Here is a 13225-nt window from a genome sequence, read left to right on the forward strand (position 1 = left end):
GCGCGCAGATCGCCCATTGCTGAACCGAAGCGGGTCAACCGCAGTTCCTGTGAGTTGAGAATTAGTTTCATTTAGAATTCTCGGCTTCCCTGTTCCAGGCTTGCCACGCACGTCTTCCCATGAGCGCTGTTCTGCCCGTCCCCACTCTTGCCCAGGCTGAAATCGGCCAGGCGCACCGCGTTCACACGCTGCAGGCGCCGGCGCATGCCCCGGAATGGAAGCAATGGCTGGAGGAGCTCGGCTTCGTCGCTGGCGAGCACGTGGCGGTACTGGCACGGGCCCTGCCCGGCCAGGATCCGATGGTGGTGCGCATCGGCCAGTCCACTTTCGCGCTGCGACGCGCCGAGGCCGAGTGCGTGCAACTGCAGCCGTTGAACGGCACCGATGCCGGAGCCGCTCATGCGTGAGGCCGTCATCCATGTGCATCCGGCGGGTCCGCTGCTGGCGTTGGTGGGCAATCCGAACTGCGGCAAGACCGCGCTCTTCAATCGACTGACCGGAAGCCGCCAGAAGGTGGCGAATTACGCGGGCGTCACCGTCGAACGCAAGGAAGGCCGGCTCAAGACCGCAGCCGGCAAGCTGCTGCGGGTGCTGGACCTGCCCGGCACCTATTCCTTGTATCCACGCTCGCCGGACGAGCGGGTGACGGTCGACGTCCTGGCCGGCCGCGCCCAGGGCGAGAAGCGGCCGGACCTGGTGGTGTGCGTCCTGGACGCGACCAACCTGCGGCGCAACCTCCGACTGTTCCTTGCGGTGCAGCGTCAGGGCGTGCCGTGCGTCGTCGCCTTGAACATGGTGGACCTCGCCGCACGACGCGGCATCCAGATCGACACCCAGCGCCTGAGCGAGCTGCTCGGCGTGCCGGTGGTGAGCACCGTGGCCACCGACGGCGAGGGCCTGGACGAACTGCGCTCCCTGCTGGACAACCCCGACCGCTGGCAGTCGGCGGGGATCACCCAACCGGAAGGCGAAGACCAGCAACGCATCCAGCACATCCTCAAGGCTCTGGGCTTGGACGCGCTGCAAGGCGCGCTGCCCAGCGACAAGGTCGATCGTGTGCTGCTGCATCCGGTGGTGGGCCCGATCCTGCTGGCGGTGCTGCTGTTCCTGCTGTTCCAGGCGGTGTTCGCTTGGGCGGAAGCGCCGATGGGCTGGATCGAAGCCGGCACCGGCTGGCTGGGTGAGCAAGCGGGCGCCCTGCTGCCGGAAGGCCATCTGCGTAGCCTGGTGGTGGATGGCCTGATCGCTGGCGTGGGCGGCGTGCTGGTCTTCCTGCCGCAGATCCTGATCCTGTTCTTCTTCATCCTGCTGCTGGAAGAGTCGGGCTACCTGCCCCGCGCCGCCTTCCTGCTGGACCGGCTGATGGGCTCGGTGGGTCTGTCGGGCCGCAGCTTCATCCCGCTGCTGTCGAGCTTCGCCTGCGCGATTCCCGGCATCATGGCCACCCGCTCAATCGCCAATCCGCGCGACCGGCTGGTGACCATCCTGATCGCGCCGCTGATGACCTGCTCGGCCCGGCTGCCGGTCTATGCGCTGCTGATCGGCGCCTTCATTCCGAACCGCGAGGTCTGGGGCGGCTTCGAGCTGCAGGGGCTGGTGCTGTTCGTGCTGTACCTGGCCGGCATCGTGGCGGCCATGGCGGTGGCGTGGGTGCTCAAGCGTTTCACCAACAGCGGCCGCCAGGTGCGCCCGCTGATGATGGAGCTGCCGAGCTACCACTGGCCGCATCCGCGCAATGTGCTGATCGGACTGCTGCAGCGCGCCGAGATCTTCATCAAGCGCGTGGGCGGCATCATCCTGACGCTGACTCTGCTGCTGTGGCTGCTGTCCACCTTCCCGGGTCCGCCGGAGGGCGCCACCGGCCCGGCGATCGAATACAGCATTGCCGGCTACCTGGGCCGCGGCCTGGCGGTGATCTTCGAGCCCATCGGCTTCAATTGGCAGATCAGCCTGTCGCTGGTCCCGGGCATGGCCGCCCGCGAGATCGCCGTCAGCGCGCTGGGCACGGTCTATTCGCTGGCCGCCACCGGCGAGGACACCGCACAGGCCCTGACCCCGCTGATCGCCTCCACCTGGGGCCTGCCTACGGCGTTCTCGCTGCTGGCCTGGTTCGTGTTCGCGCCGCAATGCCTGTCGACCATCGCCGCGGTGAAGCGGGAAACCGGCGGCATCAAGATTCCCGCGCTGATGCTGGGCTACCTGTTCGTGCTGGCCTATGTCGCCTCGTACCTGACCTTCCACATCAGCACCTGGTTGCTGCGCTGACGACGGCGCTGACATGGCCGCGCTGAAGCGCACGCACTGACGCGGCCGCACTGATTCACCGAAGTGCGCACCAAGGCGGATTCCCCGGCTTGGCAGCGCCGGGGCGCCGGCTATGCTGGCGCCCCATGAAGCACATCACCTCCCCCTCTTTCCGGCCCGCGCTGGGCGCCCTGTCACTGGCCATCGCCGGATTGATCGCGTCTGCCGCGCCCCTGGCGCAGGCCGCCTCCGGCACGCCGACCGGCGCCACCGCCCCGGAACAGAGCGCGGCAAAGGCCACGGCCAAGGCCGCCCGAAAGGCGTCCGGGCTCGCGCCCGCCGATGCGCGCTTTCAGCGCCTGGCGCACGACTACATCGAAGCCCTCTGGCGCCTGGATCCGGAATCGGCCGTGGGCGCTGGTCGCTATGAATTCGCCGGCAAGCTGAACATTCCTGACGACACCACCCGCGCCCGCGCCCTGGCGTTCTCGCAGCAATGGCTGCAGCGATTCGAGGCGGTCGACGGCAGCACGTTGAGCCCGGCCTCCCGCACCGACCTCGGCCAGTTGCTGAACCGCCTGCGCGCCGACCGCTTCGCCCTGACCGAGCTGCGGGAGTTCGAATGGAACCCCGCCAACGTCAACGTCGCCAGCCAGCTGGACCTGATCCTGTCGACCGAGTACGCCCCCCTGCCCCAGCGGCTGCGGTCCCTGTCCGCACGCCTGGCGCTGGTGCCGGCCTACTACCGCGCCGGCGCTGCCAGTCTCAAGCAGCCGACGCTGGAACACACCCAGCTCGCCATCGACCAGGCCCCCGGCGTGATCAGCGTGATCGATGAGATCGCCAAAGCAGCCACCGACCCCAAGGCTGCGGCACTGACCGCCAACGATCGCCGTCAATTGGCCCAGCGCATCGAGGCTGCCCGCGCGGCGGTCAACGATTACCGCACCGCCCTGACGGCACGCCTGGAGACGCTGCAGCGCGAGGGTCAGGCCCGCAGCTTCCGGCTCGGCCAGGCGCTTTACGAAAAGAAGTTCGGCTTCGACATCCAGTCGGCTCACAGCGCGGCGCAGATGTACCAGAAGGCGCTGGCTGCGCGCGAAGCGCTGCTGGCCCGCATGGATCAGATTGCCGACCAGCTGTGGACGCAGACCCAGGGCGACGCGCCCAAGCCGGCGGACCGCTTTGCCAAGATCGGCGCGGTCATCGACAAGCTCTCGGCACGCCACGTCAAACGCGAGGATTTCGTGACCGAGATCCGCGCCCAGATTCCGCAGCTCGAGCGCTTCATTGCGCAGCATGACCTGCTGACCATGGACGCCAGCCGTCCGCTCATCGTGCGTGAAACGCCGGTCTACCAGCGCGGCGTGGCCGGTGCCGGCATCGAGGCTCCGGGCCCCTATCGCCCGCAGGACCGCACCTACTACAACGTCACCCCGCTGGACGGCCTGACCGACGCCCAGGCCGAAAGCACCCTGCGCGAATACAACCACTGGATCCTGCAGATCCTCAACATCCACGAAGCAGTGCCGGGCCACTACACCCAGCTGGTCCATGCCAACAAGTCGCCCTCGCTGGTCAAGGCGCTGTTCGGCAATGGCGCGATGGTCGAGGGCTGGGCGGTCTACGGCGAACGCATGATGCTGGAGTCCGGCTACGGCGACAACGCGCCCGAGATGTGGCTGATGTACAGCAAGTGGAACCTGCGCAGCGTCACCAACACCCTGCTCGACTACAGCGTGCATGTGCTGGGCATGACCGAAGACCAGGCCCTGGACCTGCTGAGGCGCCAGGCCTTCCAGACCGAACGCGAGGCGCGCGAGAAATGGCGCCGCGTCCAGCTCACGTCGGTCCAGCTGACCAGCTACTTCAGCGGCTACTCGGACATCATGGAACTGCGAGAACAACGCCAGCAGGCCCTGGGTGACCGCTTCAAGCTCAAGGACTTCCACGAGGAATTCCTCAGCTATGGCAGCGCGCCCGTGCCGGTCATCGCCGAACTCATGTCCGAAAAGGCAAAGCGATGAGCCAAGGCGCCCCGGACGTCACCCAGCTCGAGGCCCGCATCACCGAGCTCGAAATCAAGGCCAGCTTCGCCGAGGACCTGATGGACCACCTCAACGCCCAGGTGGCCCGACAACAGGAACAGATCGACGCCCTGGTCCGCGAGATCACCCAGCTTCGCCGCCAGGTCCCCGAAGGCCGCGGCGACGGCCAGGGCAGCCTCCGCGACGAACTGCCGCCGCACTACTGAGCAGGGCCCGCCGCCCCCTCCGAGCCCACGCCTACGCCGGCCCCCGGCTCTCGCTCCGACGCCATCACGTCAGGTCCACCGTTGACTGTTGGCCGTCAGCCGTTGGACGAGTGCCGTTAGACGAGGACGTCAATCCGCTGCCATCAGATTGACGATGGCGATTGCGGTTCGAGCGACTCGGGTCGATCTGCAAATGTGTGGGTACCCGGCGGGGTGTGCGCGGCGGGGTGTGCAGCGGTGTGTGGGTGTGGGGTGTGGGGTGTGGACGCTCGGTGATTCGAGAGAGGGGCAGCCGGGGTCCGTTTTCGGAAGTCAAGGGGGAATTCAGCGGACGAAGTCCGCTGAAGGAGGACATGGAGAAAACGGACCCCGGCTGCCCCTCTCTGCGCTGGGTGGGGCGAAGGGCCCTACCCCAAGAAGAAGCTTCAGACCACCGGCCGCGCCGGGCTGTTGAGCCCTCGCTGCACGGTGTCTCGAGCCAGGAACGCCGCCAACGCACGCTGAACGTTCTTGAAGTCCGAGAACCCGACCAGATCACCGGCTTCGTAGAAGCTGACGAAGGTATTCACCCAGGGCCAGATGGCGATGTCGGCGATGGTGTATTCGTCGCCCATGATCCAGTCCCGGCCGGCGAGGCGTTGCTCGAGCACGCCGAGCAGGCGTTTTGATTCAGCCACGTAGCGGTCACGCGGACGCTTGTCTTCGAACTCCTTGCCGGCGAACTTGTGGAAGAACCCGAGCTGGCCGAACATCGGTCCGACGCCGCCCATCTGGAACATCACCCACTGCAGCGTCTCGTAGCGACGTGCGGGATCGGTCGGCAGGAAGCGGCCGGCCTTTTCGGCCAGATAGATCAGGATGGCGCCGGACTCGAACAAGGCGAGCGGCTCGCCGCCCGGTCCGTTGGGATCGAGGATCGCGGGGATCTTGTTGTTCGGATTCAGCGAGAGGAACTCGGGCGAGAACTGGTCGTTGGTCTGGAAGCTGACCAGGTGCGGCTCATAGGGCAGGCCCAGTTCTTCCAGCAGGATCGACACCTTGACGCCATTGGGGGTGGGCAGCGAGTAGAGCTGCAGGCGCTCGGGGTGTTGGGCGGGCCATTTCTGGGTGATGGGGAAGCGGGACAGGTCCGTCATGTGGCGTTCCGGTGACAGGTCTTGATGGAGGAACGAGGGCCTGGTGGGCCCTCCCTCTCGACGAAAGCGAGCGGCGATTCTCGTCCGCGCTGAAGAGACCTTGCTCAAGACAGGTCAAGGACAATGTGCCCACCCACGGCGGCCTCATCGCAAGGCTGAGGCGAACCGGTTCCAGCGCGGCATCCAATGGCCCTGGATGTCTGCGGACACCAGCGCCCGGTGGGCCCGTCCGACGATCAGGTGCTGCGGCACCAGGCCGATGAAGCGGGAGTCTCCTTGACCTTCGCCGCCGGGCTCAGCGTACTTGGAGCATCGGGCGTCGATCTCCCGTCGGGCTCGGCGCCGCACTGGCCGCGGCCTGGGGCACGGCGCGCGGGATCGCATTGCTGCAAGCGGGCCAGGCCTTCTCATTGGGCAGCGGACCGGGCTGAAGCAACAGCGGATCGGTCGACACCAGCGAGGACACCTTCACTTCCGGCGGCGGCGCACCGTCCAGTCCGCCGGGATGCTGCGCTTCCCGCCACGCGTCGGTGCGGCTGAGCAGCTTGAGCGCCCAGGTGTCCCGCACCCACGCGTTGCGTTGAAGACGCGCCTTCTCCGGCGGCAAGGCGTGGGCAGCCATGACGCAGTGGGCCGCCTGACGGGTGATGGCCTGGGCGGTCGGCACATGCCCCAGGCGCAGCCAGCCGCCCGACTCGATCAGACTGCCGAAGGTGTCGCCGCAGCGGTCCGCCCCGGCGTTCACCAGCGTGCCATCGCCTGGATCCAGCTGCAGGCCGCTGCTGCCCGACAGGAAGTAGGTCTCCTCGAGCTCAGCCCCATGGGAGGATTGCTTGAGCACCTGCGCGATCGTCACCAGCCGGCGCAGACTTTCCCGGTCGTCGCAGCGCGGTGGCGGGTGGTCACGCGAGCAGGTCTGCAGCGCCTCGATGTCCCAGGGACTCAAGCCTTGCCAACCGGCCGACTGGGCCTCGCCCAGTTTGGTGTGGCACGAGATCTCTTGCTGGTTGAGTTGCCGATGCTGGCCCCAACGGCCCAGCGGCACGATCACGAGGGCGAAGACGATCAGCGGCAGCCCAATCAGCCACGCGTCGCGACTCGCCAGCCAGCGCAGCCACGCCCGCCAGCCGACCGGTGACGGCGCCGGCGGGTCCCCCAGCGCCGGGATCGATTCCGCCTGGAACCGCCACAGCGCGCGCCAATGGTCGCGCTCGCCGCGTTCGCAGCAGATCTCTTCGAGCGGACTGGTCCAATCGAAGTTTGGCCCGGCGCCGAGGTAGTTGAGCAAGGCGGAGCGCGGCTCCTCGGACAGCCACAGCCAACTGCTGCGCTCGCCCGGGCCCAACGCGACCGCCGCATCGATCCATCGCCGCAACCTTGACGATTGGATGTCGGTCAGGTCCCATGCCACGACCGGCTTCTGATCCCAGCGAAAGGTCTCCACCGCCGCGAAGAACAGCAGCGCCGAGTAGCGGCCCAGCTCACGGTCCAGCAGCGCCCGGACGACGCGTTGCTGGAAGGCCTCGCCTGCGGCCAGGCTGGCCAGCGACGGCTGGGCCAGCGTCTCGCTCAGGCGTCGGATCGCGGTGTGCAGATCCTGCAGGTTCAGCCGCGCCAGCGCCTGAGCCAGTGCGTCGAAGGCTTGTGCGGCGGCGGTGGCCGGATCCACCGGCGGCTCGATAGGGGGCGCCCGACGAGGCGCCGGAGCCGGGACCGAGGCCGGGGCCGGGGTCGGCTGCTGCGGCGGCTCTTCCGAGGGGCCGGCAGCGGGGCGCCCCGAGGGCTCCGCAGCGACATCCGCGCGTGAGTCACCGTGAGATGCAGGCTCAGAGTCCCGCTGCGATGGAGACTGAGGTTCGCCGCGCGGCTCGTCGTGCGCCCCGTTGCGGGATGGGTCTTGCGATTCCCCCGCAGGCGCGTCCAACGAAGGCTCTGGCGCCTCCTGCGTGGCCCACGTCGGGCGTCCTGTCAGATCGGCCTCATCCAGATGGACGAAGCCACGCCCCTCGCGCACATGCGCCAGGGCCGCTTCATAGTTCTGACGCAGGGACTGGAAGCCTTCGGGGTCCTTGGCGCGGTCGATGCGCTTGAGCCGGGTGGCGTAAGCGGTCTTGATGTCCGCCTCGGTGGCGTGTTCGTCGAGGCCGAGGGCGAAAAAATAAAGCGGGAGCAGGACCGGCATCAGATCCCCAGGGGCGAGTCGGCCTCGCAGTCACGAATGACCCGGCGCAGATGCTCGCTGGCGGCGTCGATGCGGCTGTGGTCCTGGCTTTCCAGCTCCAGTTCGAAGCGGGTGATGGCATGACCCAGCCGATCACGCTCATCCAGGCTCAGCTGGGTGAACAGACGTTCGGCGCGGGCCAGCAAGGCGCGCACTTCCATGCGCTCACGCGGATGCATCTTCAGTTCGGCCAGGGCCAGAAGACGCTCCCGCACCTGCTCGGGTGAGAGCCGCTCCTCCGAGTTCTGGATCACCAGCCGCTGCGGTTCACCGCAGGCGTCCTCGCCCAGCTTCGGCGTCGCTTCCACTTCAAGCAGGCCGTCGACGTCGTAGGTGAAGCGCACATCGATATGGGGCGATCGACCGGCCACCGGCCGTGGCAGTTCGACCTTGAAATCGCCCAGCGCGATGTTGTCGCGCACCATGCGGGCTTCGCCCTGGTAGACCCGCACATGGATGAGGCGTTGCTCGGGATGAAGCGGCGAGAAGGATTGCACCCGGCTGGCCGGAATCACGGTGTTGCGCGGCAGGATGGGCGCCATGAACCCGTGGCTCAACCGATCGGCCGAGAGTTGCTGCGAGGACTCGATGCCCAGCGTGTACGGGCACACGTCGGTCATCACCCGCTCGCTCAGTTCCGCGGCATTGACCTTGAGCCCGGCCTGGACCGCAGCGCCCAGGGCGACGACCTCGTCCGGATTCAGGCTGGCGCTGGGAAACTGACCGAACAGCCGGGTCACCAACTGCCGCACCGGCATCAGCCGCGAGCTGCCACCGGCCAGGACCACCGCGGACAGGTCCTTGACCCCGATCCGGGCATCGCGGATGGCCGTCTCCACCGGATGCCGCAACCGTTCCAGCACCGGCTGGATGATCTGTTCCAACTGCTCGACCGACAGCCGCAGGTCCACCGCATGACCCTCGTGCTGGAAGGCAATGACGGTGCTGCCGCCGGCCGACAGCGCCCGCTTGGCCGCCTCGCACCGCGCCCTCAGCTTGGACAGGAAGCGTTCGTCCCGCTGCAGCGAGGCCGGCAGCCGGGCGCTCTCCATCACCCAGCGCTCCAGGCAGGCGTCCACATCGTCACCGCCGAGCTGGTTGTCGCCCGCCGTGGCACGCACCTCCATGACCCCCGCAAACAGCTCCAGGATGGAGACATCAAAGGTGCCGCCGCCAAAATCGAAGACCAGGAACTGGCTGTCGTCGCGTTCATTGAGACCGTAGGCCAGCGCCGCGGCGGTGGGCTCATTGAGCAGGCTCACCTCGGTGAAGCCGGCAATCAGACCCGCATTGCGGGTGGCGCTGCGCTGTGCATCCGAGAAATAGGCCGGCACGGTGATCACTGCCCGGTCGACGTCCCGGCCAAAGGCGGCACGCACATCCGCGCGCAGCGACTTCAGCACCAGCGCGGACAGCTCCTCGGCGCGAAAGCTGCGGCCGCCCAGTCGAAAGGTGCTGGCCGTGCCCATGCCGCGCTTGAAGCTGGCGACGGTGTGCTCGGGATGCGATTGCAGCCGGTCCTTGGCGGCGGCGCCGACCAGGTAGCTGCCGTCGTCGTCCACACTGACCACCGAGGGGGTCAGGGTTGCGCCCAGCGCATTGGGAATCAGCCGCGGCGCGCCCTCCTGCCAGCAGGCCACCAGGGAATTGGTGGTGCCAAGATCGATGCCGACGATGTCGGGAATAAATGGGGAATCAGACATGGGAATGAGGAAGCTGGGCAGAGCTGGGCGTGGGACCACGCGGCATCGGCATGGCGACGACACGCTATCGGATCAGGCGACCGACACCCTATCGCCCTCACGGGTGGGTGGCGGGGAGAGTCACTGCGGCGCGTGACAGAGTTCGCAGTTCGGAATGAAGCGCAGGGTCGGCTGTCGCGATCCGGAAACAAGCGATGGATGAGTGAACGCTTCGGAGGGCGCCTGGGGAGCTGACGGTGCGCTATCTGGACTGTCCGGCAGCGCGATGCGACCTTGTCCTACGCAGCGCGGTGTGGCGAGCCGGTCAAATCAACCGATCCCGGCAACCCTTGGAGCCTGTGCGCCACACCCCAGCCATCATGAGTTCCGCACAAGAATCCCTCAGCCCGCGAGCGCGTCGCGCTGCGTGGCGAGGTCAACCCTCGATCGACACCGAGCCCGATGAGGCGTTTGACGCCTTGGCTCGTTCCGCCGCACTGGTCTGCGACACGCCGACCGCGCTGGTCGGGCTGTCCAGTGGGGCTTATGTCCGGTTCAAGGCCTGGGTCGGCGCAGAGCCGGTGGATGGCAGCAGCGTGGCCGTACTGGGTGCGCATGCCATCGGGCAGGCGGAGTTCTTCGAGGTCAAGGAGCTGGCGTCGGCGCCGGGCCTGTCCGACCTGAAGGAGCAGTTGGACGGCGACGCACCGCAGTTTGTGGCCGCCGTGCCGCTCATCCTGGCCGATGGCGAGCAGGTCGGCACCTTGTGCGTGATGGATGCCCGGCCGCGGCTGCTGGAGCCGCGCCAGCGTCAGGCGCTGCAGGCGCTGGGCACCGTCGCGGCCGGCCTGCTGGAGCGGCGTGGCGGCACCGCCGGCGAACGCCTCGCGGAACGCATCGCAGAACGGAGTTTGCGCTCCCTCAGCGAAGCAGGTCTGTTCCCCTTCTTCGCGGCCGACAATGCGGGCCGACTCACCTACACCAACGAACGGTGGCAACAGCTGTTCGGTGAACATCACGGCAATGACTGGATGGACGCTGTCATCCCTGGCCACCGTGATCGGGTCTTGCAGGCCTGGCGGGCCGAGAACAACGCGCATCAGGAGCCGGAGCTGGATTTCTCGATCCGCGGTGACCAAGGCCAACTGCAGCATCTGCGCGCGCTCTGGCGCACCCTGCATGATGAGGACGGCCAGGCGGTGGGCCGGGCCGGCATCGTCGAGGACGTGACCCTGAGCCGCGACGCCGGCCATCGCAGCCAGCATCTGAATGCGCGGCTCAGCATCGAGAGCGAGCGCAAGAACCGGTTCATCGCCACCTTGGCGCATGAACTGCGCGGGCCGCTGTCCGTCATCAAGAACGGGGTTCGCCTGCTGCGCACGGCCGCCCTCGGCGAGACCGAATCCAGCAACGTGCTGGGCATGATGGACCGACAGGTCACCGCGATGGCCACCCAGATCGACGGCTTGACCGACCTGTCCAGCATCAGCCTGGGCAAGCTGGACCTGCGCATGGCTCAGGTGGACATGGCCGCGGTGGTGGAAAACGCCCTGGAGATCGCGGCACCGCTCATCGGCGCGAAGCGGCATGAGGTGCGGGTGAACACGCCCACGCCGCCGGTCTTCGTGAAGGGGGACGCCACCCGGCTGGTGCAGATCGTCAGCAACCTGCTGACCAATGCGGCCAAGTACACCGATGACGGCGGGCGGGTGGAGGTGACCGTGCGTCGCCAGTCGTCCAACGTCTGCGTGGAGGTCCAGGACAACGGCGTGGGCCTGACCGCCGAACAGGCGGCCGCCATCTTCGGCATGTTCGAGCAGGTGCAGGAGGATTCCAACATGCGCTCCAGCGGCCTGGGCATCGGGCTGGCGCTCAGCCGGCGGCTGGCCGCGCTGCATGGCGCGGACATCGCGGTCGCCAGCGACGGCCGCGGCCAGGGCAGCCGCTTCACCTTGACCATCCCCGCCTGGGTGGACTTGCGGGTGGCCTGATCAAGTCCGGGTGAAAGCGCCAGGCGCACCAGGTTGACGCCTTCATCGGGCGCCCGGTGCAGGGGTTGTGAGGACGACTTGAGCGGACGACGTCACCGAACAGGCTTCACGAGACTGGGCCGCTGAACTCGGGAAGCGTTTATAAGACGGCATGCCGCATGCGGCGACCAACGACACAGGGAGCGCTCGATGTGGACCTTCGGGAAGAAGATGGGCATGGGCTTCGGCCTGTCATTCCTGGTGCTGCTGATCGTCGGCACCGTGGCGCTGCGCGGGACCTTCCTGATGGTCGAGACCAGCGAGCGGGTGAGCCGCAGCCACGAATCCCTGCGCGCCGTGACCAGCCTGATGAGCGCCCTGAAAGATGCCGAGACCGGCCAACGCGGTTTTCTGCTCACAGGCGATGAGCGTTATCTGGAACCGTTTCAGGACGGTTCGGTGGACGTCGGCCGGTGGATGATCCGACTGCGCGCCCTGCCCTTGGCGACCACCCATGCCGACGCCTTGAATCAGATCGAGACCAGTGCGCGCGACCTGCTGAACCTGCATGCGCAGCGGATCGAACTGCGGCGCAAGATCTCGCTGGAGGGCGTGCTGCACGCCGTCGCCACCGGCGAGGGCCGTCGACGGATGGAAGCCTTGCGCGAGGCCATCGGCACCATCGAGGCCGATGAGTCCGCCGCGCTGGAGGCCAGCGCCATCGAGCTGCAGCGCACCGCCGGCGTGGTGAAGGCGGCGTCCCTCATCGGCACCAGCCTGGGGCTGCTCATCGTCGTGGCCGCTTGGATGCTGCTGCAGCGCCACCTGTCACGAACGGTCGGCCTCGCGGCGCATGAAATGGAGCTGCGATCGAATGAGTTGCAGACCGCCTCGCATCAGCAGAACACGGCCTCGAAGGAAACCGCCTCATCGATGACCGAGGTGGCGGTGGCCACCCATCAACTGCTCGCCACCGCCCATCAGATCGGCCGCAATGCCGGCGATGTGGCCGAGGCCGCCGCAGCCACCGATCGCACCGCCCAGGAGGCCGCGCGCAGTGCCACCGAGAGTCGCCTCGCGGCCCAGGCCATGCGGGAGCAGATCCGGCGCGTGGTGGAGCAGATCGTGGAGCTCGGCAAGCGGGCGCAGGGCATCGGCAGCATCGTCGGCATGGTGGAGGAGTTGGCGGAACGCACCAACATCCTGGCGCTGAATGCCCTGATCGAGGCCTCGCAAGCCGGCGAGGCGGGCCTGCGCTTCACCGTGGTTGCCGAAGAGGTGCGGGCCCTGGCCGACCGGATGCGCGACGCCACCAGAGACATCCGCAGCCAGCTCGAAGGCGTATGGAACAGCTCCAATGCCACGGTGATGGCCACCGAGACCGGCGCCAAGGCGGTCGAACGCTCCGCGACGCTGTTTGAGACGGTGAGCCGACAGCTGGGCGAGGTCTCGACCCAGGTGTCTGCGGCGGCGGGCGCGGCACAGGAGATCCGGCTGGGCACCCAACAGCAGGCCAGTGCGCTCGGGCAACTGGAGATCGCCTTGAGCGGCGCGTCGCAGTCGTCGCGCGAATCGGAGCAGGCGTCGGCGCAGAACCTCAGCACCGCGGCCGAGTTGTCGAAGACCGCTCAGCGCTTGCGCCGTCTGGTGGTCGCCGAACACCGGTTCGCGGCAGCCGGTGTCGCCCCCGCGTTTCGCCACTGAGTGGGCGAAGGGGA

The 13225-nt window shown here is 67.7% G+C and carries 9 protein-coding genes; 6 read left to right on the top strand and 3 right to left on the bottom strand.

Annotated features, from left to right (window positions below; genetic code table 11):
- Positions 1–119 precede the first annotated feature (119 nt).
- The 4 genes from N4261_RS16515 to N4261_RS16530 all read left to right on the top strand — a co-directional run bounded on the left by N4261_RS16515 (position 120) and on the right by N4261_RS16530 (position 4498).
- The gene (locus N4261_RS16515; RefSeq protein WP_261756378.1) at positions 120–407 is read left to right on the top strand and encodes a FeoA family protein; all 288 of its coding nucleotides are present in this window, start codon (positions 120–122) and stop codon (positions 405–407) included.
- The gene (gene feoB / locus N4261_RS16520) at positions 400–2265 is read left to right on the top strand and encodes a ferrous iron transporter B (protein ID WP_261756379.1); all 1866 of its coding nucleotides are present in this window, start codon (positions 400–402) and stop codon (positions 2263–2265) included. The genes N4261_RS16515 and feoB overlap by 8 nt, the downstream gene beginning before the upstream one ends.
- 125 nt (positions 2266–2390) lie before the next feature.
- Positions 2391–4271, top strand: a complete 1881-nt coding sequence (locus N4261_RS16525; protein WP_261756380.1) for a DUF885 domain-containing protein — start codon at positions 2391–2393, stop codon at positions 4269–4271.
- The gene (locus tag N4261_RS16530) at positions 4268–4498 is read left to right on the top strand and encodes a SlyX family protein (protein WP_261756381.1); all 231 of its coding nucleotides are present in this window, start codon (positions 4268–4270) and stop codon (positions 4496–4498) included. The genes N4261_RS16525 and N4261_RS16530 overlap by 4 nt, the downstream gene beginning before the upstream one ends.
- A 425-nt stretch (positions 4499–4923) precedes the next feature.
- On the opposite strand, the gene N4261_RS16535 is transcribed toward N4261_RS16530, so the two are convergent.
- The 3 genes from N4261_RS16535 to N4261_RS16550 all read right to left on the bottom strand — a co-directional run bounded on the left by N4261_RS16535 (position 4924) and on the right by N4261_RS16550 (position 9558).
- Positions 4924–5634, bottom strand: a complete 711-nt coding sequence (locus tag N4261_RS16535; RefSeq protein ID WP_261756382.1) for a glutathione S-transferase N-terminal domain-containing protein — start codon at positions 5632–5634, stop codon at positions 4924–4926.
- Between the two features lie 295 nt (positions 5635–5929).
- Positions 5930–7816: a hypothetical protein gene (locus N4261_RS16545; protein ID WP_261756383.1), complete on the bottom strand. Its 1887-nt coding sequence runs from the start codon at positions 7814–7816 to the stop codon at positions 5930–5932.
- Positions 7816–9558 (bottom strand): Hsp70 family protein, encoded by a 1743-nt coding sequence (locus N4261_RS16550; RefSeq protein WP_261756384.1) that lies wholly within the window; start codon positions 9556–9558, stop codon positions 7816–7818. The genes N4261_RS16545 and N4261_RS16550 overlap by 1 nt, the downstream gene beginning before the upstream one ends.
- Positions 9559–9917: 359 nt before the next feature.
- On the opposite strand from N4261_RS16550, the gene N4261_RS16555 reads away from it, so the two are divergent.
- Positions 9918–11528, top strand: a complete 1611-nt coding sequence (locus N4261_RS16555; RefSeq protein WP_261756385.1) for a sensor histidine kinase — start codon at positions 9918–9920, stop codon at positions 11526–11528.
- A gap of 189 nt (positions 11529–11717) precedes the next feature.
- Entirely contained in the window at positions 11718–13211 is a 1494-nt protein-coding gene (locus tag N4261_RS16560; RefSeq protein WP_261756386.1) for a methyl-accepting chemotaxis protein, read from the top strand.
- Positions 13212–13225 lie beyond the last annotated feature (14 nt).

It is taken from the genome of Roseateles amylovorans (assembly GCF_025398155.2).
GTDB classification, from domain to species: Bacteria; Pseudomonadota; Gammaproteobacteria; order Burkholderiales; family Burkholderiaceae_C; genus Roseateles; species Roseateles amylovorans.